The organism is Pseudomonas sp. S2_H01 (assembly GCF_054668305.1).
On record NZ_CP162756.1, the window covers coordinates 2,292,417 to 2,315,458 of the forward strand.

At 61.0% G+C, this 23,042-nt stretch carries 20 protein-coding genes; 9 read left to right on the forward strand and 11 right to left on the reverse strand.

Annotated elements, in window-relative coordinates; all coding sequences use genetic code 11:
• Window positions 1-159: 159 nt before the first annotated feature.
• Window positions 160-1,830 carry a putative bifunctional diguanylate cyclase/phosphodiesterase gene (locus tag AB4N84_RS10155; protein WP_460046223.1) on the reverse strand — a complete coding sequence of 557 codons (1,671 nt, stop codon included), beginning with the start codon at window positions 1,828-1,830 and terminating at the stop codon, window positions 160-162.
• Between the two features lie 204 nt (window positions 1,831-2,034).
• Here AB4N84_RS10155 and rep point away from each other — a divergent pair, with 204 nt between their 5' ends.
• Window positions 2,035-4,044 carry a DNA helicase Rep gene (rep, locus tag AB4N84_RS10160; RefSeq protein ID WP_460046224.1) on the forward strand — a complete coding sequence of 670 codons (2,010 nt, stop codon included), beginning with the start codon at window positions 2,035-2,037 and terminating at the stop codon, window positions 4,042-4,044.
• 40 nt (window positions 4,045-4,084) lie between these two features.
• Window positions 4,085-4,657 carry a xanthine phosphoribosyltransferase gene (locus tag AB4N84_RS10165; protein WP_074754655.1) on the forward strand — a complete coding sequence of 191 codons (573 nt, stop codon included), beginning with the start codon at window positions 4,085-4,087 and terminating at the stop codon, window positions 4,655-4,657.
• Window positions 4,658-4,717: 60 nt separating this feature from the next.
• On the opposite strand, the gene AB4N84_RS10170 is transcribed toward AB4N84_RS10165, so the two are convergent.
• Window positions 4,718-6,037: a sigma-54 interaction domain-containing protein gene (locus AB4N84_RS10170; protein WP_460046226.1), complete on the reverse strand. Its 1,320-nt coding sequence runs from the start codon at window positions 6,035-6,037 to the stop codon at window positions 4,718-4,720.
• A 250-nt stretch (window positions 6,038-6,287) separates the two neighbouring features.
• On the opposite strand from AB4N84_RS10170, the gene AB4N84_RS10175 reads away from it, so the two are divergent.
• The 3 genes from AB4N84_RS10175 (at window position 6,288) to AB4N84_RS10185 (ending at window position 9,302) form a co-directional block, all read left to right on the forward strand.
• Window positions 6,288-7,172: an MBL fold metallo-hydrolase gene (locus AB4N84_RS10175; protein ID WP_460046227.1), complete on the forward strand. Its 885-nt coding sequence runs from the start codon at window positions 6,288-6,290 to the stop codon at window positions 7,170-7,172.
• Between the two features lie 62 nt (window positions 7,173-7,234).
• The gene (locus tag AB4N84_RS10180) at window positions 7,235-8,494 is read left to right on the forward strand and encodes an NAD(P)/FAD-dependent oxidoreductase (protein ID WP_460046228.1); all 1,260 of its coding nucleotides are present in this window, start codon (window positions 7,235-7,237) and stop codon (window positions 8,492-8,494) included.
• The gene (locus tag AB4N84_RS10185; protein ID WP_460046229.1) at window positions 8,487-9,302 is read left to right on the forward strand and encodes a sulfite exporter TauE/SafE family protein; all 816 of its coding nucleotides are present in this window, start codon (window positions 8,487-8,489) and stop codon (window positions 9,300-9,302) included. The genes AB4N84_RS10180 and AB4N84_RS10185 overlap by 8 nt, the downstream gene beginning before the upstream one ends.
• A gap of 8 nt (window positions 9,303-9,310) precedes the next feature.
• Here AB4N84_RS10185 and AB4N84_RS10190 read toward each other — a convergent pair whose 3' ends face one another.
• The 6 genes from AB4N84_RS10190 to dadA all read right to left on the reverse strand — a co-directional run bounded on the left by AB4N84_RS10190 (window position 9,311) and on the right by dadA (window position 15,574).
• A complete protein-coding gene (locus AB4N84_RS10190) occupies window positions 9,311-11,239 on the reverse strand; it encodes an acetyl-CoA hydrolase/transferase C-terminal domain-containing protein (protein WP_460046230.1) in 1,929 nt (642 codons plus the stop codon).
• 187 nt (window positions 11,240-11,426) lie between these two features.
• Complete coding sequence (locus tag AB4N84_RS10195) at window positions 11,427-11,852, reverse strand: c-type cytochrome (protein ID WP_074754669.1); 426 nt, start codon at window positions 11,850-11,852, stop codon at window positions 11,427-11,429.
• 186 nt (window positions 11,853-12,038) lie between these two features.
• Window positions 12,039-12,587, reverse strand: a complete 549-nt coding sequence (locus AB4N84_RS10200) for a cupin domain-containing protein (protein WP_074754671.1) — start codon at window positions 12,585-12,587, stop codon at window positions 12,039-12,041.
• A gap of 150 nt (window positions 12,588-12,737) precedes the next feature.
• Window positions 12,738-13,811 (reverse strand): alanine racemase, encoded by a 1,074-nt coding sequence (gene alr / locus AB4N84_RS10205; protein ID WP_460046232.1) that lies wholly within the window; start codon window positions 13,809-13,811, stop codon window positions 12,738-12,740.
• Between the two features lie 136 nt (window positions 13,812-13,947).
• Window positions 13,948-14,301 (reverse strand): RidA family protein, encoded by a 354-nt coding sequence (locus AB4N84_RS10210; protein ID WP_346833435.1) that lies wholly within the window; start codon window positions 14,299-14,301, stop codon window positions 13,948-13,950.
• Entirely contained in the window at window positions 14,273-15,574 is a 1,302-nt protein-coding gene (gene dadA, locus AB4N84_RS10215) for a D-amino acid dehydrogenase (protein ID WP_460046234.1), read from the reverse strand. Before dadA ends, AB4N84_RS10210 begins: the two co-directional genes overlap by 29 nt.
• 155 nt (window positions 15,575-15,729) lie before the next feature.
• Between dadA and dadR the strand changes: the two genes are divergently transcribed.
• Window positions 15,730-16,218, forward strand: coding sequence for a transcriptional regulator DadR (dadR, locus tag AB4N84_RS10220; protein ID WP_074754679.1), 489 nt, complete (start codon window positions 15,730-15,732; stop codon window positions 16,216-16,218).
• A 157-nt stretch (window positions 16,219-16,375) separates the two neighbouring features.
• Here dadR and AB4N84_RS10225 read toward each other — a convergent pair whose 3' ends face one another.
• Window positions 16,376-16,729, reverse strand: coding sequence for a YkgJ family cysteine cluster protein (locus AB4N84_RS10225; protein ID WP_074754681.1), 354 nt, complete (start codon window positions 16,727-16,729; stop codon window positions 16,376-16,378).
• A gap of 138 nt (window positions 16,730-16,867) precedes the next feature.
• Here AB4N84_RS10225 and AB4N84_RS10230 point away from each other — a divergent pair, with 138 nt between their 5' ends.
• A complete protein-coding gene (locus AB4N84_RS10230; protein ID WP_460046235.1) occupies window positions 16,868-18,199 on the forward strand; it encodes an NAD(P)/FAD-dependent oxidoreductase in 1,332 nt (443 codons plus the stop codon).
• A 164-nt stretch (window positions 18,200-18,363) separates the two neighbouring features.
• On the opposite strand, the gene AB4N84_RS10235 is transcribed toward AB4N84_RS10230, so the two are convergent.
• On the reverse strand, window positions 18,364-18,597 hold the full coding sequence (locus AB4N84_RS10235; RefSeq protein ID WP_460046237.1) for a DUF1127 domain-containing protein: 234 nt from the start codon (window positions 18,595-18,597) through the stop codon (window positions 18,364-18,366).
• A 177-nt stretch (window positions 18,598-18,774) separates the two neighbouring features.
• Between AB4N84_RS10235 and AB4N84_RS10240 the strand changes: the two genes are divergently transcribed.
• Window positions 18,775-20,205 (forward strand): aminotransferase-like domain-containing protein, encoded by a 1,431-nt coding sequence (locus tag AB4N84_RS10240; RefSeq protein WP_460046238.1) that lies wholly within the window; start codon window positions 18,775-18,777, stop codon window positions 20,203-20,205.
• 54 nt (window positions 20,206-20,259) lie between these two features.
• Window positions 20,260-21,843, forward strand: coding sequence for a phospholipase D family protein (locus tag AB4N84_RS10245; RefSeq protein WP_460046985.1), 1,584 nt, complete (start codon window positions 20,260-20,262; stop codon window positions 21,841-21,843).
• On the opposite strand, the gene AB4N84_RS10250 is transcribed toward AB4N84_RS10245, so the two are convergent.
• Entirely contained in the window at window positions 21,840-22,988 is a 1,149-nt protein-coding gene (locus tag AB4N84_RS10250; RefSeq protein WP_460046240.1) for an MFS transporter, read from the reverse strand. The genes AB4N84_RS10245 and AB4N84_RS10250 overlap by 4 nt on opposite strands.
• Between the last annotated feature and the right edge of the window lie 54 nt (window positions 22,989-23,042).

Here is a 23,042-nt window from a genome sequence, read left to right on the forward strand (position 1 = left end):
ACAGAGCAATGGTAGGAGCGAGGCTTGTCCCGCGATCTGCCGGGAACCGGCAGCAAACCCGGCTGATGCGCTATCCCTGACACACCGAGGCGGATGACATGACTGCCGCTTCGCGCCAGATCGCGGGACAAGCCGCGCTCCTACATGAAACGCGCGGAATCAAACGCCCTGCGTCAACCGCCCTTTGCCTTCATCGAACATCAGATAATCCAGCAGCTCCGGCAACGCCAACGGATGGCTGATCAGATAGCCCTGCGCTTGATCGCAATTGAAGCTGCGCAGCAACGCCAGTTGTTCCGGGGTTTCAACGCCCTCGGCGACGACTTCCAGGCTCAGGTTGTGCGCCAGGTTGATCATGGCGTGAACCAGCTTGCGGTTCTCTTCGCGCTGTTCCATCTCGCCGACAAAGCTCTTGTCGATCTTCAGCAAGGTGATTGGCAGGCTGTTCAGGTGCACGAACGACGAGAACCCGGTACCGAAGTCATCCAATGAAAACCGCACGCCCAGTCGGCCCAGCGCGTCCATGGTCTGTTTGACCAAATCACTGCGCCGCATGACGGCAGTTTCGGTGAGTTCGAATTCCAGCCACTGCGCGTCCACGCCGCGATCCTCGATCAAACGGCTCAGGGTCGTCAGCAACTGATTGTCCTGAAACTGCCGGAACGACAAATTGATCGCCATGTGCAGCGGCGGCAGGCCTTTCTCGCGCAGCGTCTGCATGTCACGTAACGCCCGGGAAATCACCCAGTATCCCAGCGGCACAATCAGTCCGCTTTGCTCGGCCAGCGGCACGAACTCGCTGGGCGGCAGTAACCCACGTTCGGCATGACGCCAACGCACCAGCGCCTCCAGCCCCAGGATCTTTCCGCTGTTCAGGCACAGTCGCGGCTGGTAATGCAGTTCCAGCTCGTCGCGACGCAGCGCCCGGCGTAGTTCGCTTTCCAGGTCCGCGAGGCTACGGGCATTGCGGTTGATGCGTTCGTTGAAAACATGAAAGGTGCAGCCCTGCGTGCTTTTTGCCTGCTGCATGGCAATGTGGGCATGCCACATCAAGGGATCGGCGCCCGCGTCGGCACGGGCGTGAGCAATGCCCAGGCTGCAACCGATCAGTAGGCTTTCGCCGTCGACCCAATACGGCTCGGACAAGGCCTCGGTGATGCGTTCGGCCATCCATTCCGCCCGCTCCGGCGCGCGGCGCGTGTCGATCAGCAGGGCGAACTCGTCGCTGCCCAAGCGTGCAAGTTGATCGCACGCCTCAAGCTGACTTTTCAACCGCGCGACAACCTGAAGGATCAGCCGATCACCCGCTTGATGGCCAAGTGCATCGTTGGCACGGCGAAAGTTATCCAGATCCAGATGCCCCAGCGCCAACCCGCGTCCGTCGAATTCGACCAGGCGAGCCGCCAGCAAGGTCTGAAAACCCTGGCGGTTGGCAATGCCGGTCAGCGGATCCTGTTCGGCCAGGCGTTGCAGGGTGTTTTCCAGCAGACCGCGCTCGCGCACGTGACGCAGGCAACGGCGCACGCTTTGAGGGGTGAGGCATTCGCGCACCAGCCAGTCAGCGACGCCCACCGGCTCCACGTCAGGCTCGGCGTCGAACAGCAGCACCGTTGGCCAGCTGCACTGCCCCGCCGTCGGTTGCAGCGCGGGCGTGGTGAAGAGAATGAACGCGTGCGAGGGATCGGCGGCATCGCCAATAGCGTCCCAGCTCGACGCACAGTCGAGAAACACGGCATCCCCGAGGGGCGCCAGGCACTCGCGTAATAACGCTGACCATTCCGGCGAATCCGCCAGAAGCAGCAAACGCAAGGGTTCGACAGGCGTAGCCAAGCTAGTTCCCCAACCAATCCAAAGACATTGATGCCCACTCAAATGAGGGCCATCAAACGCGACACTCATCCGCGTGATGCGCAAATGTAACAAAACGGGGAAATATAGATAGCGTGGCGCATCACAGTGTCGGACGGTCGCTCCACAATCCGTCGACCCTGTTAAAATGCCCGCCCATTTTTCAAACGATCCCTCTATTTCCTCATGTCCCGACTCAATCCCCGGCAACAAGAAGCCGTGAACTACGTCGGCGGCCCTCTTTTGGTGCTCGCCGGTGCTGGCTCCGGCAAGACCAGCGTGATCACACGCAAGATTGCCCACCTTATTCAGAACTGCGGCATTCGCGCGCAGTACATCGTCGCCATGACCTTTACCAACAAGGCGGCGCGGGAGATGAAGGAGCGGGTCGGTACCCTGCTGCGCAGCGGCGAAGGGCGCGGCCTGACGGTCTCGACGTTCCACAATCTGGGGCTGAACATCATTCGCAAGGAGCATGTACGGCTGGGCTACAAACCCGGTTTCTCGATTTTCGACGAGACCGACGTCAAGGCCCTGATGACCGACATCATGCAGAAGGAATACTCGGGCGACGACGGCGTCGACGAGATCAAGAACATGATTGGCGCCTGGAAGAACGACCTGATTCTGCCGGCTCAGGCCCTGGAAAACGCCCGAAACCCGAAGGAACAGACCGCCGCCATCGTCTACACCCACTACCAGCGCACGCTCAAGGCGTATAACGCGGTGGACTTCGACGACTTGATCCTGCTGCCGGTGAAGCTGTTCGAAGAGCACGCCGACATTCTGGAAAAGTGGCAGCACAAGGTCCGCTACCTGCTGGTGGACGAATACCAGGACACCAACGCCAGCCAGTACCTGCTGGTGAAAATGCTCATCGGCACGCGTTGCCAGTTCACCGTGGTAGGCGACGACGACCAGTCGATCTACGCCTGGCGTGGTGCGCGGCCAGAAAACCTGATGCTGCTCAAGGATGACTACCCTTCGCTGAAAGTGGTGATGCTGGAGCAGAACTACCGTTCCACCAGCCGTATCCTGCGCTGCGCCAACGTGCTGATCGCCAACAACCCGCACGCGTTCGAGAAGCAGTTGTGGAGCGAGATGGGCCACGGCGATGAGGTCCGGGTGATTCGCTGCAAGAACGAGGACGCCGAAGCCGAGCGCGTGGCCGTGGAGATCCTCAGCCTGCACCTGCGTACCGACCGGCCGTACAGCGACTTCGCGATCCTGTATCGCGGTAACTATCAGGCCAAGCTGATCGAGCTGAAGCTTCAGCACCACCAGATTCCTTATCGGTTGTCCGGCGGGAACAGTTTCTTCGGCCGCCAGGAAGTGAAAGACCTGATGGCCTACTTCCGCCTGCTGGTGAACCCGGATGACGACAACGCCTTTCTGCGGGTGATCAACGTGCCGCGCCGGGAGATCGGCTCGACTACGCTGGAAAAACTCGGCAATTACGCCACCGAACGCAAGGTGTCGATGTACGCGGCCACCGACGAAATCGGCTTGGGCGAGCATCTGGACAGTCGGTTCACCGACCGCCTCAAGCGCTTCAAGCACTGGATGGACGGCGTGCGTCAGCAGTGCGCGACACAGGACCCGATCGCGGCCCTGCGCAGCATGGTCATGGACATCGATTACGAGAACTGGATTCGTCAGAACAGTTCCAGCGACAAAGCCGCCGATTACCGCATGGGCAACGTGTGGTTCCTGATCGAAGCGCTGAAAAATACGCTGGAGAAGGACGAAGAAGGCGGCATGACCATCGAGGAGGCGATCGGCAAACTGGTGCTGCGTGACATGCTTGAACGTCAGCAGGAAGAAGAAGACGGCGCTGAGGGTGTGCAGATGATGACCCTGCACGCCTCCAAGGGCCTGGAGTTTCCTTACGTGTTCATCATGGGCATGGAAGAGGAAATCCTCCCGCACCGTTCGAGTATCGAGGCCGACACCATTGAGGAAGAACGCCGTCTGGCCTACGTGGGCATCACCCGCGCCCGTCAGACGCTGGCGTTCACGTTTGCGGCCAAGCGTAAGCAATACGGCGAGATCATCGACTGCCTGCCCAGCCGTTTTCTCGATGAGCTGCCGCCGGACGATCTGGCCTGGGAAGGCAACGACGACACCCCCACCGAAGTGAAGGCCGTTCGCGGCAATACGGCATTGGCGGACATTCGCGCCATGCTGAAAAGATAAACATCAATTTCGCGCGTTTTGCGCCCTGAGGAACACCGACGTGGAAGCACTGCACAAGAAAATTCGCGAGGAAGGCATCGTACTTTCCGACCAGGTATTGAAGGTCGACGCGTTTCTGAACCATCAGATCGACCCGGTCCTGATGCAGCAGATCGGTGACGAGTTCGCCACGTTGTTCGCCAACTCGGGGATCACCAAGATCGTCACCATCGAGGCCTCGGGCATCGCGCCTGCGGTGATGACCGGCCTGAAACTGGGCATCCCGGTGATCTTCGCCCGCAAGCATCAGTCGCTGACCCTGACTGAAAACCTGTTCTCGGCCTCGGTGTATTCCTTCACCAAGCAGACCGAAAGCACCATCGCCATCAGTACGCGGCACCTGACCAGCAGCGACCGCGTGCTGATCATCGATGACTTCCTGGCCAACGGTAAGGCGTCCCAGGCGCTGATTTCGATCATCAAGCAGGCCGGCGCGACCGTGGCCGGGCTGGGTATTGTGATCGAGAAGTCGTTCCAAGGCGGCCGTGCAGAGCTGGACACGCAGGGTTATCGCGTCGAATCGCTGGCCCGCGTCAAGTCGCTGAATGGCGGCGTGGTGACGTTCGTGGACTGATCCAGTCCGAAGCAGGAGCGCGGGCCAGACAAGCGCGCTCCTACATCGACTCGCGTTGAGTCAGCTATTGATTCCCAACGCTTTCAGCCGCCGATACAACGTGCGCTCGCTCAACCCCAGATGCTTCGCCAATTCACTGCGCGAGCCGTCGAAGGCTTGCAGCGCATGGGCCAGCGACTCCAGGTCATTGCGCCCCGCAGAGCGAATGGCCAAGGGCGAAGATTGCTGGGTACGCACTTCCGGGGGCAAGTCCTGCGCGCGAATCACGCCGTCGTCCGTGAACAGCCGCGCCCGCTCCATGATGTTGCGCAGTTCGCGAATGTTGCCGGGGAATGGGTACAAACGCAGCAGCTTCATCGCGTCGTCATCGACCCTCGGCGCAGCGCCCGGCGCCAGCCGACGTAACAGGCTTTCGATCAGCAGCGGCAAGTCTTCACTGCGCTCTCGCAAGGAAGGCAGACGAATCGGGAACGCGCTGATGCGATAGAACAGGTCCTGACGGAAACTCCCCGCTGCGACCATTTCCTTGAGCGGCTTGTGCGTGGCCGCGACCAGACGGAAATCCGAATGAACCGTGCGCAGGCTGCCGACGGGACGAAAGCTCCCTGACTCGATCAGGCGCAGCAGTTTCACCTGCATCGCCAAGGGCACTTCCCCGATTTCGTCGAGAAACAACGTCCCGCCATGGGCGCTTTCCGCCAGGCCGATCTTGCGCTGCAGAGCGCCGGTGAACGCGCCTTTTTCGTAGCCGAACAGTTCGCTTTCCAGCAACGTCTCGGTCAATCCTGTGCAATCGACCACCACCAGCGGCCCACTGGCTCTGGGGCTGGCGGCGTGCAGCGCGCGAGCGAACAGCTCCTTGCCGGTCCCGGACTCGCCTTGCAATAGCACGGGAATCTGCGACGGCGCGGCGCGCTGCAGCGCTGTCAGCGCTTCGTTGAAAGCAGCCGAACGCCCGACCAAGCCGCTTTGTTGCGGTTGAACGGACGCCACGGCCACGCTGTTCAGCCGCTCGACATACGCGAACACCTCGCCCCGGGCATCCAGAATCGGACGCAGCTCCACGTCCACATGCTCAGGACCACGGGGCGTGTGATGAATGTGCAGTACGCGTTCCGGCACCTTGGTTTCCGACGCTTTGCGCATTGGGCAATGCTCCCCGGCCTGATCGCAGGGCACGGCGAACTGATGGGACACGCGATAGCACTTGGCGCCCACATGGGGCCGCCCCTCCACACCAAATTGCCGTTGGTAAGCCGTGTTGGCGGCGACTATGTTGTAGTCAATGTCCAACACGATGGTGGGATGGGTGTCGTGCTCAAGATAGGACACCAGCGCCTGCATCTGCGGGCTGGAAAGAGCATTTGAAGCGTTTGCCATGTGGATCTCCTGCGCGTAGCGCAAGGGTACTCCTTTGCCCCAGCCACTGCCATCAACTGCCACTTGCTGCCAATTGACTGCCAGTTATGGCAGAGAACGCGTTTGCGTCTCGCTGCCCCGACAGCACAATCCCTTATAAACAGGCCTCGGTATCCAGATCAGACCCTGAAAATACGCTGGCATGGATATTGATCTCTCCAGCCAGCGACTGCCAACCGGTCTGGCATCAGGCATCTTCTGGAGAGAACCCATGAACATCGGCGAAACATTGTGCGTGGAGGCGTTTTTCGATCCGCAGACCTGGACCATCAGTTATCTGGTCATCGACCGCTCAACCCTCAAGGCCGCGTTGATCGACAGCGTGCTGGACTACGACCCCAAATCGGGAAGGACACACACCGAGTCGGCGGACAAGCTGATCGCCAGGGTTCGCGAACTGGGCGTCTCGGTCGAGTGGATTCTGGAAACCCACGTGCATGCCGACCATGTCTCGGCCGCTGCATACTTGAAAGAGCAACTCGGCGGTGCTGTCGCCATTGGCAGCCACATCACCCGCGTGCAGAAGGTTTTCGGCACACTGTTCAACGCCAAAGGGGAGTTCGCGCGCGATGGCAGCCAGTTCGACCGGTTGCTGGAAGATGACGCGCACTTTCAGATCGGTTCCTTGCAGGCCCGCGCAATGCATACACCCGGCCATACGCCCGCCTGCATGACCTACCTCATCGAAGCCTATGGCCAGACAGTGGGTTTTGTCGGCGACACGCTGTTCATGCCCGATTACGGCACGGCGCGCTGCGACTTCCCAGGCGCCGATGCGCGCACGCTGTATCGCTCGATTGGCCGGATTCTCAGCCTGCCGCCGCAAACACGTCTTTTCATGTGCCACGACTACCTGCCCAACGGCCGTGAGCTGATGTACATGACTACCGTGGCCGAACAGCGTGCCCACAACATCCACATTCGCGAAGGCATCGACGAAGACGCATTCGTCGAGATGCGCGAAAAGCGCGATGCGACGCTGGACATGCCCGTGCTGATCCTTCCTTCGGTGCAGATCAACATGCGCGGCGGCCACCTTCCGGAGCCGGAAGACAACGGTGTGCGGTATCTGAAGATCCCGATCAACGCCCTGTGACGCAAGCCGCCGGCGCCGATTGCGGTCGGTGCCCGACTTCAGATTTTTTTGGAAACAACTCCATGCCTGGCAACAAGACTCATCATCAAATCCTGATCATCGGCGCAGGCGCTGCGGGCATCGCCACCGCTTCCAGCCTGCTGGCGCGCGATGCGTCGCTGGACGTCGCGCTGATCGACCCCGCCGATACGCATTACTACCAGCCTGGCTGGACCATGGTCGGCGCGGGCATCTTCCAGCCCGAATCCACGGCCCGCAGCATGGCGACGGTAGTCCCCGCCAAAGCACGCTGGATCAAGGCGGCGGTCGAGCGCTTCGATCCCACCCACAATCAAGTCGTACTCAACGACGGCCGGGGCGTCGGCTACGAGCAACTGGTGGTGTGCCCGGGCCTGAAACTGGACTGGGACGCCATCGACGGCCTTCGCGAAACCCTGGGCCGCCATGGCGTGACATCCAACTATCGCTACGATCTGGCGCCCTACACATGGCAACTGGCTCAGCAACTCAAACAGGGCCGCGCATTGTTCACGCAGCCGCCGATGCCCATCAAATGCGCCGGTGCGCCGCAAAAGGCCATGTACCTGTCCTGTGATCATTGGCTCAAAACCGATCGCCTTGCCCACATCAACACGGAGTTTCACAACGCGGGCGGCGTACTGTTCGGGGTTGCCGAGTACGTGCCTGCGTTGATGGAGTACGTGCGTAAGTACAGCATCGACCTGACGTTCGGTTCGAAACTGGTCGCGGTCGATGGTCCACGGCAACTCGCCACGTTCGTTCGAACGCTGGCCGATGGTTCCAGCGAAACCGTCGAGCAGGCCTTCGACATGCTTCACGTGGTGCCGCCGCAGATTGCACCGGATTTCATTCGGCAGAGCCCGCTGGCTGATGCGGCTGGCTGGGTTGACGTCGATCCCGCGACCTTGCGCCATCGCCAGTTCACCAACGTCCACGGATTGGGTGACGTGACCAACACCAGCAACGCCAAGACCGCAGCAGCGGCGAGAAAACAGGCGCCCGTGGTCGCCAACAACGTGTTGGTGGCACTAAATCGGCGGGCACATTTGGCCCATTACGACGGCTACGGCTCCTGCCCGCTGACGGTGGAACGGGGCAAAATCGTCCTCGCCGAGTTCACCTACGGCGGCAAAGTCGCCCCGAGCTTCCCGAGCTGGCTGCTCGACGGGCGACGCCCGACGCGACTGGCCTGGTGGTTGAAAGCCGCCGCACTGCCGCATATTTACTGGCACGCGATGCTCAAGGGACGCGAATGGATGGCCCGACCGACACCGACGGTGGACGCCACCCACAATGCCTGAACACGAACTGATCGGAGCCGGCCTCGGCACAATCATTGGCGCGGTATTGGCACTCACCGGCGCGGGCGGCGGCATTCTCGCGGTGCCGCTGTTGGTGTTCGGACTGGGTTTAACGATGGTTGAAGCCGCGCCTGTCGGCTTGCTGGCGGTTGGGCTTGCGGCCGCCGTCGGTGCGTTGCTGGGCTTGCGCCAAGGCATCGTGCGGTATCGCGCCGCCTTGTTCATCGCGGTGATCGGTGTCTGCTTCGCCCCGCTGGGCTTATGGCTTGCTCATCAACTGCCCAACGCACCGTTGGCGCTGGGGTTCGCCGTGGTGCTGGTCTATGCGTGCGGGCGGATTTATCGCAAGGCCGCTCACGAGCTGCACCATGGTCAGCCCGCAGCACGCGCCGAATTCCTGCCTTGCGTTCTCAACCCGCTGGAAGGTCGCCTGCGCTGGACGCTGCCTTGCGCCCGTTCGCTGGCGATCACGGGCGTGATGTCGGGTGTGCTGTCGGGACTGCTCGGCGTGGGCGGCGGTTTCGTGATCATTCCGGCGCTGACCCGTTACACCGACCTGGACATGAAGAGCATTGTCGCCACGTCACTGGCCGTGATTGCACTGGTCTCGACTGCCAGCGTCATCACCGCCAGCGTCAGCGGTGTGATGCATTGGGCCGTGGGCGTGCCGTTTGCGGCAGGTGCGGTGGTCGGCCTGATCATCGGGCGGCAGGCCGCAAGGTTTCTGGCCGGGCCAAGGCTGCAGCAGCTGTTTGCCGTAACCGGGATGATTGCAGCGGTGTTGTTGGTCGCGAAGACGCTGCTCTGACACGATCATCATGACCCGCTGGTTGCCTGCAACCCCGCCAGCAACAGTCGCTGATACAGCTCCTCGCGCAACCCTTGCGGCTGATCCAGTCCCATCCGCTGCAGGTGTTCGGGAAATGCATCCGGTTCCGGGGCTTCCAGCGTCGCCTTGCCAAGGTCGATCAGTTCAGTGAGCTTGAACTTACTCTTGAGCCAGTTCAGTGCGCGCAACAGATCCCGCTCAGGTGGCGTGAAATCGGTGCCCAACGGGTATTCGGTAAACAGCGAGGGAAAGCGGTCGCGAATCGCTTTCAGCCGTTGCGGGGTGTTCTGACTGAACAAAGGGTCGAGACGGAAGCCCTTGGGCAGCTTGCCCGCCTTCTGCGCCTGCTCAATCAAGCCCGGCTGAAAGCGTGAGTCGGTAATGTTGAGCAGGGCTTCGATCACGGCGGCATCGGTTTTGCCGCGCAGATCGGCAATGCCGTACTCGGTGATGACGATGTCCCGCAAATGCCGTGGAATCGTCGTGTGTCCGTATTCCCAGACGATATTGGAGCTGACGTCTCCACCCGACTCCCGCCAACTGCGCAGAATCAAAATCGAACGCGCGCCTTCCAGTGCATGGGCCTGGGCAACGAAGTTGTATTGCCCGCCGACACCGCTGACCACACGCCCATCGGCCAATTGGTCGGAAACGGCTGCGCCGAGCAGCGTGACGGTGAATGCGCTGTTGATGAACCGCGCATCGCGTCGCTGCAGCCGCTTGAGCGTTTCGTCGCCATACAACTCGTTGATGTAGCTGATGGCGGTCATGTTGATCTGGGCCATCTGCGTGGGCGTCAACTCCCGCAGGCGCTCATAGAAGCTGCGCGGCCCCAGAAAAAAGCCACCATGGATCAACACGCCGTTGCCGTGAATGGACTCATCCAGCATCCCGGCATCGGCCAGCTTCTGCAACGCGGCGTCGGGGTAGACCTTACGCCGGATGATGCCGGCGTCCAGCAGCACCAACAGCCCGTTAACCAGCATTTCGCTGCAACCGTACAGCCCGGCGGCGAACGGCATCACGCCGCCTTCTGCTTCGATCAGCGGCCTCCAGGTAGAGATACCCTCCAGCTCCGTGAGGCAGGCGCGATAGGCTTCGTTGTCTGCCTGCCGCGCCAGCAGGGCTGCCGTCAGTGCGTCGCCCATCGAGCCGATGCCGATCTGCAACGTGCCGCCGTCGCGAACCAGCGTACTGGCATACACGCCAATGAAATGATCCTGGACACCGACCGGCATGTTTGGCGTGGAAAACAGCGTGCTGCGCTCTTCGTGTTCGATCAGCAGATCAAAAGTGTCGAGGCTTACCTCGGCATCACCCGGCATGTACGGGAGGTCGGCGTGAACATGCCCCAGCACCAGAATGGTTTCACCCTGAGACCTGCGCTTTTCCACCATGGGCAAAAGGTCGAGGGTGATGTCGGGGTTGCAGCTCAGACTTAACCGGTCGCTGTGTTGCGGATCACGGGCCACCAGTTGAGCGATCAAGTTCAGGCCGCTGGCGTTGATGTCCCGCGCCGCATGGCTGTAATTGCTGCTGACGTAGTCCTGCTGCGCCTGAGTGCTGTTCAGCAGGCTGCCGGGCTGCATGAAGAACTGCTCGACCTGCACGTTCGGCGGCAGGTTGTCCTTGTGCAGATCAGCCAGAAAATCCAGCTCGGGGTAGTCGCCGAAAACACGCTCAAGAAAAGGCTCGAGAAAGCGCCCCTGCAACCCATCACCCGACGCAGGCCGACCCAGGCACAGCGCGGTATAGATCGTCAGTTGCCGATCAGGCAGCGATTTGATGCGGGCATACAGCGCGTTGGCAAACCGGTTGGGCTTGCCCAGCCCCAACGGCATGCCCATGCGAATGTGGGCAGGCAACTCGGCCAGTACATGATCGACAGCTTGCTCGATGGAGCAGGAATGCGGCATCCGGCCTCTCCTGATTGTTATTCGATGGAGGTTGGACCGGGGATCGACGGGATTTGCTGCATCGAGCCCCTGCAAGCGACCGCTTACGCATCACAAGGTGTGGATAGACCAACCGTTCGCGCACATACAAAAAAACCGCGCGGAGTCCGGTCATCCCGAGCGGTTCTGTGTAGAGGCTAGCAACGGATTACTGCAGCCCGGACATCTTCTTGATCGCGCCTTTGAGCTCTTCATCCGAGCAATCGGCGCAGGTGCCTTTAGGTGGCATGGAATTGATGCCGCTGATCGCCTTGGCCAGCAGACCGTCAAGGCCGCCCTGTTCTTTGGCGCGCTTGCCCCAATCGGCGCTGTCGCCGATTTTCGGCGAGCCCAGCAGCCCGGTGCCATGGCAGGCGTTGCAGTGTTTGGCGATCACGTCGTCAGGGGATTTTGCGCCACCCGCGCCACCGGCCGTGGCGGCGACGTCCATGCCGGGACATTCTTTGCCCTGGATGCAGACTTGTCCGACAGGCTCGAGTCGTTTGGCGAGGTCATCGCTGGTGGAGGCTTGGGCCGCAAAAGCCCAAAACGCGAGGAGTGCAACAGCAGCCAGGATCTTATTAGTAAGGTTCACGCTTTCACCCTCATGGTGGCTATAACGCCCCTGCGGTCACGGTAAGCCGCAGACGGCGAAAGTATAGCGGGTAGCCCGTTGGTCGTTACATCCCTGAGCACCGCAGGGTTATTCGTGCGTCGGCCTGTTGCTTCGGGCCCGCCCAATTCCCCGCGTGATGGCTCAACGGGGGAAGGGTTTCGCGGATCAGAAATTCGCCGGCGTGGCAGCGCTGATGAGCCGCGCCGGAACGTCGAACGGATTACGGAAGCGATGAGGTCGGGTGCTTTCGAAATAGTAGCTGTCGCCTGCCTCAAGCACATAAGTATCGAGGCCAACGACAAGCTCCAGTCGTCCCTCGACCAGAATGCCGGTCTCTTCGCCCTCGTGAACGAGCATTTCTTCGCCGGTGTCGGCGCCTGGCGGATACACCTCGGTCAGGAACGCGATGGCCCTGTCTGGATGAGACTTGCCGACCAGTTTCATGGTGACAGCGCCGTCCGAGATATCGATCAGCTCGCTGGCCTTGTAGACCACTTGAGTCGGGTTTTCTGGCTCAAGCTCTTCCGAAAAGAACTCCACCATGGACATCGGTATGCCGCCCAGCACCTTGCGCAGGGAACTGATCGAGGGACTCACGCTGTTTTTCTCGATCATGGAAATGGTGCTGTTGGTCACGCCCGCTCGCTTGGCGAGTTCGCGCTGGGACAGACCTTTGAGTTTACGAATGGATTGCAGTCGTTCACCGACGTCCAATGCTGGAGTCCTCCTGATAATCAAATACGGTCAAGTGGCCGCCATGATGGCGACCGCGTTCAGTATTTACAACACTTGACCCGATTAGCAAAGGGACCCGCGGCCGCCATGGGCCGCAAAGGGTTCGGACGAATGAAGCGACCAGCGCGTTCAATCCCCGGAATAGAGCCTTGGCACGCGCTTGAGGTTGCAGAAGATCTGATAAGGAATGGTCCCTGCGTGGGTGGCGACGTCGCTGGCCAGCACGTTTTTGCCCCAGAGCTCGACTCGGCTGCCTACACCTGCGGCCGGCACGTGGGTCAGGTCGACACACAGCATGTCCATCGACACGCGCCCCAACAGCTGGCTGCGATGCCCGTCGATCATCACCGGTGTACCGGTCGGCGCCTGACGCGGGTACCCGTCGGCATAACCCATCGCGACCACGCCGATGCGCATGTTGCGGTCGGTCACGAAAGCCCCGCCGTAACCCACCGGCTCGCCGGCTGGCAGCTCACGCACGCAGATCACTTTGGATTCCAGCGTCATAACGGGCTGCAGGCGATCGGCTACCGATTGCGGCTGATCAAAGGGCGTCGCGCCATACAACATGATGCCGGGCCGCACCCAGTCGCTCGGCACGTTGGGCCAGCCCATCACGCCGGGCGAGTTGCGCAAGCTGACCTCGGCCGACAGCCCTTCGCGAGCCGACTGAAAGACCGCCACTTGCTCGTCCGTGCGAGCACTTCCCAGCTCGTCGGCCCGTGCAAAGTGAGTCATCAGCACGACCTTGGCGACTTTCTCGCTGGCCAGCAGGCGTTTGTAGGCCGACTCATAGTCCGCCGGGTGAACACCCACGCGGTGCATACCCGAGTCCATCTTCAGCCAGATGTTCAGCGGCTTGCCGACGGTAGTCTGCTCGATGGCGTCGAGTTGCCACAGCGAATGCACCACGCACCAGAAATCGTGCTCGACGATCAGCGGCAGTTCGTCGGCCTCAAAAAACCCTTCCAGCAACAGAATCGGCGCGCGAATACCGGCCTGGCGTAGCTCCAGGGCTTCTTCGATGCAGGCCACCGCAAAACCATCGGCCTGGGCTTCGAGCGCCTGGGCAACGCGTACGGCACCGTGCCCATAGGCATCGGCCTTGATCACGGCCAGCGCCTTCGCGCCTGTCGTTTCACGGGCCAGTTGATAGTTGTGCCGCAGGGCGGAGAGATCGATGAGGGCGCGGGCTGGACGCATGGCAAGGCTTCTGGTCTAGGAGATATTCGAACTGTAGGAGCGCGCTTGCCCGCGATTGCAATTTATCTGTGACATCCAGGCTGACTGACACAGCGCCTTCGCGGGCAAGCGCGCTCCTACAAGGGTTGGGCGTTTTTTACGGCAACGCTGCCGTCACCGACAATTCAACCAGAATTTCCGGTTCACACAGCTTGGCTTCAACGGTAGCACGGGCTGGCGCGACGCCCTTGGGCAGCCATTTGTCCCATACGCTGTTCATCCCGGCGAAATGCGCGTCGATGTCTTTCAGGTAAATCGTCACCGACAGAATGCGGCTCTTGTCGGTACCGGCCAGGTCCAGCAGGCGCTCGATGGTATTGAGCGTCTCGCGGGTTTGCTGTTCGATACCCGCCGCCATGTCGTCACCCACTTGCCCGGCAAGGTAAACGGTGCCGTTGTGGACGACGATCTGGCTCATGCGCTCATTGGTGAGCTGGCGCTGGATTGACATGTTTTGCGATCTCCTTGGAGCTTCCGTAGCGGGAAATATCGAGGCCTTCGGCGCTGATCTGTGGCGTTTTGCGGGCGATCAGATCGGCCAGCAAACGACCGGAACCGCAGGCCATGGTCCAGCCAAGTGTTCCGTGGCCGGTATTGAGGAACAGGTTGCGATACGGTGTAGCACCGACGATGGGCGTGCCATCCGGGGTGGTTGGACGCAGACCGGTCCAGAAACTGGCCTCGGTCAGGTCGCCGCCCTGAGGATAGAGATCGTTGACGATCATCTCCAGCGTTTCACGCCGGCGAGGATTGAGCGACAGGTCAAAACCGGCGATCTCCGCCATGCCGCCCACTCGGATCCGGTTGTCGAAACGGGTGATCGCAACCTTGTAGGTCTCGTCGAGAATGGTCGAGGTTGGCGCCATGTCAGGGTTGGTGATCGGCACGGTCAGCGAGTAACCCTTAAGCGGGTATACCGGCGCCTTGATGCCCAGCGGCTTGAGCAATTGCGGCGAGTAGCTGCCCAACGCCAGCACATAGCGATCAGCCGTCTCCAGTTTGCCGTTGACGCGCACGCCGTTGATCCGGTCGCCCGCGAAGTCGATCGACTCGATCGACTGGCCGAATCGGAATTCAACGCCTAACTTCACACACATCTGGGCCAGACGCGTAGTGAACAGCTGGCAATCGCCCGTCTGGTCGTTTGGCAAACGCAGGGCGCCGCTGAGGATGTTGCTGACGCTGGCCAGCGCGGGCTCGACGCGGGCAATGCCTTCGCGGTCCAGGACCTCGTACGGCACACCCGCCTGCTCGAGGACGGCGATGTCCTTGGCGGCGTTATCCAGTTGCTCTTGCGTACGGAACAGTTGCGTGGTGCCCAGGCTACGGCCTTCGTAGGCAATGCCGGTTTCTGCGCGCAGTTCGTCAAGGCAGTCGCGGCTGTACTCGGACAGACGCACCATGCGTTCCTTGTTCACCGCATAGCGGTTCTGCGTGCAGTTGCGCAGCATTTGCGCCATCCACAGGTATTGATCGATGTCGGCGGTTGCCTTGATCGCCAGCGGCGCGTGGCGCTGCAACAACCATTTGATGGCTTTGAGCGGTACGCCCGGTGCGGCCCACGGCGATGCATAGCCCGGCGACACCTGCCCGGCGTTGGCAAAGCTGGTTTCCATGGCAGCGGCAGGCTGACGGTCTACCACCGTCACCTCGAAGCCCGCACGGGCCAGGTAATAAGCACTGGTGACACCGATTACGCCACTTCCAAGGACCAGGACGCGCATGTTGATTTCCTCATCGCGGATATCCGCTGACGTTTTGAAGTTTTAAGCAAGGATGTGGGTAGTATAAAAAGCATCGAGCAGTGCTTTTCACTATATAAGCGCCTATATTCGGCGTTAATTCTCGACAACCAAGGCTTTAGCAGAGGGGGTAAGCCATGCGCACCCAACACCAGTCAAAACGTGAGCTGGACAAGATCGATCGCAACATCCTGCGCATCCTGCAGAGCGACGGCAGAATTTCCTTCACGGAGCTGGGCGAACGCGTGGGCCTCTCTACCACGCCCTGTACAGAACGGGTCCGTCGCCTCGAGCGCGAAGGCATCATCATGGGCTACAACGCCCGGCTCAATCCGCAAAACCTGAAGGCTAGTCTGCTGGTGTTCGTCGAGATCAGTCTGGATTACAAATCGGGCGACACATTTGAGGAATTCCGCCGAGCGGTCCTCAAACTGCCTCATGTGCTGGAGTGTCACCTCGTCTCGGGTGACTTCGACTACTTGGTAAAAGCGCGCATCTCGGAGATGGCCTCCTACCGCAAGCTGCTGGGCGACATCCTGCTCAAGCTGCCGCATGTGCGCGAGTCCAAGAGCTACATCGTGATGGAAGAGGTGAAGGAGAGTCTGAACCTGCCGATTCCGGAGTGATCGGCCGTAGCTTTACCTGTAGGAGCGCGCTTGCCCGCGATTGCGGTCTATCGGTGACATCTATGTTGACTGACCTTGCGCTTTCGCGGGCAAGCGCGCTCCTACAATTGATCGAGTCGCCAACAAGGTCAGATCAGACACCACACCGTTTGTGCAGCTAAACCAACACCTGCCGCGTCGACGCAATGTACTCATGCACCTGTTTCTCCACCCGCGGGTGAATCAGCTCCGCAGGGCGGCGGCCGTTGGGGCATGGCAGGGTTTGGGTGGTGCCGAACAACCGGCAGATGAGCGGGCGCTCGTCATACACCGTGCAGCCGTCGGGCCCCAGGTGCACACAGTTCAACTCATTAAGCGCCGCTTCCTGCTCCGCGGCCGTCTTGCGTGGCAAGCGCGCCATCTCCTCGGACGACGTCGTCACCGGCCCACAGCAATCGTGGCAGCCGGGCACGCATTCGAAGGACGGGATCTGCCGCCGCAAATCGCGGATTTTCTGGCTGTTGCAGCTCATCGCGTGAAATTTCCCTGTGAAAGCCGACATTGTGCCCCACCCTCTGGACAGGGGACAGCCGCCCGCCCTTCCTTGCCCGAGCGACAACCCGCAGGCTACCCTCCGTAAAATTTTCCAAACAGCCTCCCGAGAATCGCCATGGACGCCCGCGCTCGACCGAACCACGCCTCTAGTCACGCCGCCTCTTATTACGCGGCCAGCTCTCACGCACAGCCTGATGAACCTGCCTTGAGCGGGGAAATGAACGTGGACGTCTGCGTGGTCGGCGGCGGCTTTACAGGACTGAACACGGCGATCGAACTGGCCGAGCGTGGACTGAGTGTCGCATTGCTTGAAGCGCACAAAATCGGATGGGGCGCCAGCGGCCGCAACGGCGGGCAGTTGATTCGCGGCGTGGGACATCATGTCGAGCGCTTTCGCGACGTGATCGGCGACAGCGGCGTGCGTGAGCTCAAACGGATGGGGCTGGAAGCCGTCGAGATTGTCCGTCAGCGCGTGGAGAAATACCGGATCGACTGCGACCTTACGTGGGGCTATTGCGACCTGGCCAATAAACCCAGGGAATTCGACGGTTTCGCCGAGGAGGCAGAGGAACTGCGCGGACTGGGCTATCGCCATGAGTTGCAGCTGATAGCGCCCGACAACCTGCGCAGCGTCATCGGTTCAGGCAATTACGCGGGCGGCATGCTGGACATGGGCTCGGGCCATTTGCATCCGCTGAACCTGGCGCTGGGTGAGGCCGCCGTTGCGAAATCACTGGGCGTTCAACTGTTCGAACATTCGCCCGTGATCCGCCTCGAGTACGGCGCACAGGTCAAGGTGCATACCGCGCAGGGCCTGGTTCGCGCCGACACGCTGGTGCTGGGCTGCAACGCTTATTTGAACGATCTGGACCCGACCCTGAGCGGCAAGGTCCTGCCAGCTGGCAGTTACATCATTGCCACCGAGCCTTTGGGCGACGACCTGGCGCAGCAACTGCTTCCGCGCAATACCGCCATGTGTGACCAGCGAGTGGCGGTGGATTACTTCCGGCTCTCGGCCGACAAGCGCCTGCTGTTTGGCGGCGCCTGCCACTATTCCGGGCGCGATCCGCAGGACATCGGTGCGTACATGCAGCCGAAAATGCTCAAGGTCTTTCCACAGCTCAAGGACGTGAAGATTGATTTCCAGTGGGGCGGGATGATCGGCATCGGCGCCAATCGCCTGCCGCAGATAGGGCGTCTGGATGAGCATCCGAATGTGTTCTATGCCCAGGCGTATGCGGGTCATGGGCTCAATGCCACGCATCTGGCGGGCAAGTTACTGGGTGAAGCCATCAGTGGTCAGCACAGTAGCGGCTTCGACGTGTTCGCCAAGGTTCCACACATGACCTTCCCGGGCGGCAAACATCTGCGCTCGCCTTTGCTGGCGCTGGGGATGCTTTGGCATCGGCTCAAGAGCTGGTCCGGATCAGATGGCGCAGCCTTGTAGGAGCCGGCTCGCTGGCGAATGGGGCCTGCCAAGCCATACACATTCACCTGATAGACCGCATTCGCTGCCGCCGTAACCTCCGACGTCTCCCACAAAGAATTCAGTGTGCTTGAAGACGTCGGTTTGCCTTGAGCCTTCCGAAAGCAAGCTTGCGTTAGCCCGCATCACTCTCTCCAGAACGGCTTGAGCGCTTCTTGGCGTGCCTGCTCATAACTCAGGCCAATGTCGCGCAGTTGATCGTCAGTCAAGTTCAAGAGCGCTCGCCGCGTAACTCGCCGGTGTTGAAACAAGCCCCACATACCCAGGCCCTTTGGCGCATTGACGCGCACCAGCACCTCCTGCTCTCTCACCAACTCCTGTGCATACAGCGTCAGCCGAACATCGCTCATTCCGTTCATTTCCAGACACCTCATCATGGGTTTCAAGTGATTCCATGATGCGTCTGTATGGAAAACCATTACAGATCCAAAGAATTCTAATTTTTTGCATACAGATTCAATACATCAACGCCTGAATGCTGTATTTTCGACCCATCTGTATCGGTCAACCGACGCGACACTGTGCGGGAGTACGCCATGACCCTCTATGTCAATCTTGCCGAGCTGCTCGGCACGCGCATCGAAAACGGCTTCTACCGACCCGGTGATCGCCTGCCCTCGGTCCGCGCGCTAAGCCTTGAACACGGTGTCAGCCTCAGTACCGTGCAACAGGCCTATCGGTTGCTCGAAGATAATGGTCTGGCGTCTCCTCGGCCCAAATCGGGTTACTTTGTTCCTGCAGGGCGCAAGACACCTGCATTGCCCGTTGTAGGACGCCCCGCACAGCGTCCGGTCGATATCTCGCAATGGGATCAAGTGCTGGAGCTGGCCAAAGCCATTCCCAGCCCCGACGTCGTTCAATTGGCGCGGGGCATGCCCGACATCAGCAGCCCGACCTTGCGCCCGTTGACCCAGGCGCTGGGCAAGATCAGCCGCCGTCAGGACATGCCGGGGCTGTATTACGACAACATTCATGGCACGCAATGCCTGCGTGATCAGGTTGCCCGCCTGTTGCTGAACTCGGGCACCAGCATTGCCCCGGATGATCTGGTGATCACTACCGGCGCTCAGGAAGCGCTGGCGGTCAGCATTCGCTCCATCTGCGAACCCGGTGACATCGTGGCCGTGGACTCACCCAGCTTTCACGGCGCCATGCAGGCGCTCAAAGGCCTTGGCATGAAGGCGCTGGAGATACCGACCGACCCCATCACCGGTATCAGCCTGGACGCACTCGAGCTGGCCCTCGAACAATGGCCGATCAAGGCCATACAGTTGACGCCCAACTGCAATAACCCGCTGGGTTACATCATGCCGGAGGACCGCAAACGCGCCCTGCTGACCCTCGCCCAGCGCTTTGACGTGGCGATCATCGAGGACGATGTGTATGGCGACCTTGCCTACACCTACCCTCGCCCGCGCACGATCAAATCCTTCGACGTGGACGGACGCGTCCTGCTCTGTAGCTCCTTCTCAAAAACCCTGGCGCCCGGCCTGCGCGTCGGCTGGGTTGCGCCGGGGCGCTACCTCGACCGTGTGCTGCACATGAAATACATCAGCACCGGTTCCACCGCGACCCAACCGCAACTGGCGATTGCCGAATTTCTGCAGGCCGGGCATTACGAACCGCACATGCGCCGGATGCGTGGCCAGTATCAGCGCAGCCGAGACTTGATGACCGACTGGGTGACGCGTTATTTCCCGGAGGGCACTCGGGTCAGCCGTCCGCAAGGCGGCTTCATGCTTTGGGTCGAGTTGCCTGAGGACTTTGACTCGCTTCGCCTGAATCGCGCGCTGGAAGGCCAAGGCGTACAGATCGCCGTCGGCAATATTTTTTCGGCCTCAGGCAAGTACAGAAATTGCCTGCGCATGAATTTCGCGGCCAAGCCGACGCCGAAAATCGAGGAGGCGGTGCGCAAGGTCGGTGCAATGGCGGCGCGGCTCATGGCCCAAACCGACGCCGCGACTTAACCTTTTGCCGAAAACGCGGTCATATCGCCATGATGTGACTTCTGGATGATTGCGTTGACCAACACATGGGCGTTGCCCCTCCTTTTGGCCTGTGCCCTGGGCATCAGCGGATGCGCGCATACGCCGGTGGCGGATGACGGTCCGAGTCAGGCATTGCCCGCGTCGGCGTCTTCCTTCGGACGCTCGATCATGGCCCAGGCCGCGCCGTACGAAGGCCGCTCCGGTTTTCGCCTGCTGCCCAACAGCACGGAAGCCTTCATGGCGCGGGCCGAACTGATCCGCAACGCCAAAACCAGCCTGGACCTGCAGTACTACATCGTTCACGACGGGCTCAGCACCCGGGCGTTGATCGATGAACTGCTGAAGGCCGCAGACCGCGGCGTGCGCGTTCGCATCCTGCTGGACGACACCACCAGCGACGGTCTGGATGAAGTCATTGCCACCCTCGCCGCGCATCCCAACATTCAGATTCGCCTGTTCAACCCGCTCAATCTGGGCCGCAGCACCGGCGCCACGCGCAACATGGGGCGGCTGTTCAATCTGTCGCAGCAACATCGACGCATGCACAACAAGCTGTGGCTGGCCGACAGCGCAGTGGCCATCGTGGGCGGCCGCAATCTGGGTGACGAATACTTCGACGCCGAACCGAACCTGAACTTCACCGACATCGACATGCTCAGCGTCGGCCCGGTGGCCGAGCAACTCAGTCATAGCTTCGACCAGTACTGGAACAGCACCCTGAGCAAGCCGATTGACGACTTCCTCTACTGGCCTCCCGACACCAAGGACCTGGCCGAAGCGCGCACGCGTCTGGCGGCCTCGCTGGACCAGGCGCATGTCGAGAAAAAAGCCCTGTACGAACGGCTGATGGCTTACAAGACCCAGCCCCGCATGAAGACCTGGCTCAACGAACTGATCTGGGCGCACAACCAGGCCCTGTGGGACGCACCGACCAAAGTGCTGTCACGGGGCGAGCCCGACCCGCATTTGTTGCTGACCACGCAACTGAGCCCCGATCTGCTGAACGTGCATCAGGAATTGATGATGATTTCGGCGTATTTCGTGCCGGGACAGGAGGGGCTGGTCTACCTCACCGGGCTCTCGGACAAAGGCGTTTCAGTGAGCCTGCTAACCAACTCGCTGGAAGCCACGGACGTGCCAGCCGTCCATGGCGGTTACGCCCCGTACCGCAAAGCATTGCTGGCGCACGGCGTGAAGTTGTTCGAGCTGCGACGCCAGCCGGGAGACCCCAGCAACCGAGGGGGCAGCGGACCCAGATTTCTGCGCACCAAAACCCTGAAGGGCGGTTCCGAGTCCAGCCTGCACAGCAAGGCAATGATTTTTGACCGACAGAAGATGTTCGTCGGCTCCTTCAATTTCGACCCGCGCTCGGTGCTGTGGAACACCGAAGTCGGCGTGCTCGTCGACAGCCCCGAACTGACGGAATACCTGCGCGATCTGGCGCTGCAAGGCATGGCGCCCGCCATTAGTTACCAGGCCAAGCTTGAGAATGATCGCGTGGTCTGGGTGACCGAAGACAACGGCAAGATTCACACGCTGTACAAAGAACCCGGCGACTGGTGGCGCCGACTGAACGCCTGGTTCAGCAGCGCCGTCGGCCTTGAAAGGATGCTCTAGGCTGCCACCGGCTGGACGGTGCCGAACGCTCGTGGGCGCTGGGACAGAATCACAAGACCCAATGCCCCCGCGGCCATCAACAGCGGCAGCGCCTGTCCACTGATCCATTGGCTGCCCGCACCCGCGGCCAAGGGTCCCAACAAGCAACCGATACCCCACAGCTGCGCGACATGAGCGTTGGCGCGTACCAACGCGTCGTCGCGATAGCGCTCGCCGATCAGAATCAGCGACAGCGTGAACAGCCCGCCTGCACTGGCGCCAAACACGACCCACAATGGCCAGATGGCAACCGTATCGACCAGCAGCGGAATCGCCAGGCTCGACGCCATCAACGCCACCGCGCAGCCGGAGAACAGTCGACGCCGGGAAATCTTGTCCGCCAACGCACCGATCGGCAGCTGGAGCAGCGCATCGCCAACGACCACCGTGCTCACCATCGCCAGCGCGATCTCTGGCGTGAACCCCTGTTGCAGGCAATACACCGGCAACAGCGTCAGAATCATCGCCTCGAAACCTGCAAACAACGCAATTGCCCACGCGATTGCAGGCAACTGCCGACAGAACCCGGCAAGATCACCGAGGCTGACATGGCTGGCTTCGGCGCTTGGCGCACCGGACCTTCCCAGCAGCAGTAGAGGTGACGTCGCCAGCAGCGCAGTACCGACCCAAAAGCCGAAGTCGTGTCCGGTGCCGATGACGCCGAGCAACAACGGTCCGCCCAACTGACTGAGCGCATAGCAGCTGCCATACAGCGCGACCAGCTTGCCCCGCAGGTTTTCGGTGACCAGTTGGTTGATCCAGCTCTCACCAAGGATGAACACCATCGTCAGGATCACGCCGAGCATCAGCCGCAGCGCCAGCCAGATCCAGTAATTGGGCAATAGCGCCAGCAAACCCACGGAAATCGAACCGCCCCAAAGGCACAGACGCATCAGGTTCGCGGTGCCCAGAATCGAAGCCAGGCGGCTGGCAAGGCTCGCGCCCAGCAATACGCCAATGGCCGGCATCGCCGCCATGACGCCGATGGCAAACGCGCCGTAACCCCACGCTTCAAGGCGCAACGACACCAGCGGCATGCTCACGCCCAACGCCAGACCGACGCTCAAGACGGACGACAGCACCGCGAAATAAGTACCCCAACGCATCACCACGCTCCTGTGGCTCAAAGGGATGAGACAGAACAGCCGGGTTCTTTGAGG

Excerpts from the sequence above, each read along its gene's own strand:
- rep (WP_460046224.1), top strand. The coding sequence starts at position 2,035 with ATGTCCCGACTCAATCCCCGGCAACAAGAAGCCGTGAACTACGTCGGC.
- AB4N84_RS10170 (WP_460046226.1), bottom strand. The coding sequence starts at position 6,037 with ATGGCAAACGCTTCAAATGCTCTTTCCAGCCCGCAGATGCAGGCGCTG.
- AB4N84_RS10175 (WP_460046227.1), top strand. The coding sequence starts at position 6,288 with ATGAACATCGGCGAAACATTGTGCGTGGAGGCGTTTTTCGATCCGCAG.
- AB4N84_RS10180 (WP_460046228.1), top strand. The coding sequence starts at position 7,235 with ATGCCTGGCAACAAGACTCATCATCAAATCCTGATCATCGGCGCAGGC.
- AB4N84_RS10185 (WP_460046229.1), top strand. The coding sequence starts at position 8,487 with ATGCCTGAACACGAACTGATCGGAGCCGGCCTCGGCACAATCATTGGC.
- AB4N84_RS10190 (WP_460046230.1), bottom strand. The coding sequence starts at position 11,239 with ATGCCGCATTCCTGCTCCATCGAGCAAGCTGTCGATCATGTACTGGCC.
- alr (WP_460046232.1), bottom strand. The coding sequence starts at position 13,811 with ATGCGTCCAGCCCGCGCCCTCATCGATCTCTCCGCCCTGCGGCACAAC.
- AB4N84_RS10210 (WP_346833435.1), bottom strand. The coding sequence starts at position 14,301 with ATGTCAATCCAGCGCCAGCTCACCAATGAGCGCATGAGCCAGATCGTC.
- dadA (WP_460046234.1), bottom strand. The coding sequence starts at position 15,574 with ATGCGCGTCCTGGTCCTTGGAAGTGGCGTAATCGGTGTCACCAGTGCT.
- dadR (WP_074754679.1), top strand. The coding sequence starts at position 15,730 with ATGCGCACCCAACACCAGTCAAAACGTGAGCTGGACAAGATCGATCGC.
- AB4N84_RS10225 (WP_074754681.1), bottom strand. The coding sequence starts at position 16,729 with ATGAGCTGCAACAGCCAGAAAATCCGCGATTTGCGGCGGCAGATCCCG.
- AB4N84_RS10230 (WP_460046235.1), top strand. The coding sequence starts at position 16,868 with ATGGACGCCCGCGCTCGACCGAACCACGCCTCTAGTCACGCCGCCTCT.
- AB4N84_RS10235 (WP_460046237.1), bottom strand. The coding sequence starts at position 18,597 with ATGAACGGAATGAGCGATGTTCGGCTGACGCTGTATGCACAGGAGTTG.
- AB4N84_RS10240 (WP_460046238.1), top strand. The coding sequence starts at position 18,775 with ATGACCCTCTATGTCAATCTTGCCGAGCTGCTCGGCACGCGCATCGAA.
- AB4N84_RS10250 (WP_460046240.1), bottom strand. The coding sequence starts at position 22,988 with ATGCGTTGGGGTACTTATTTCGCGGTGCTGTCGTCCGTCTTGAGCGTC.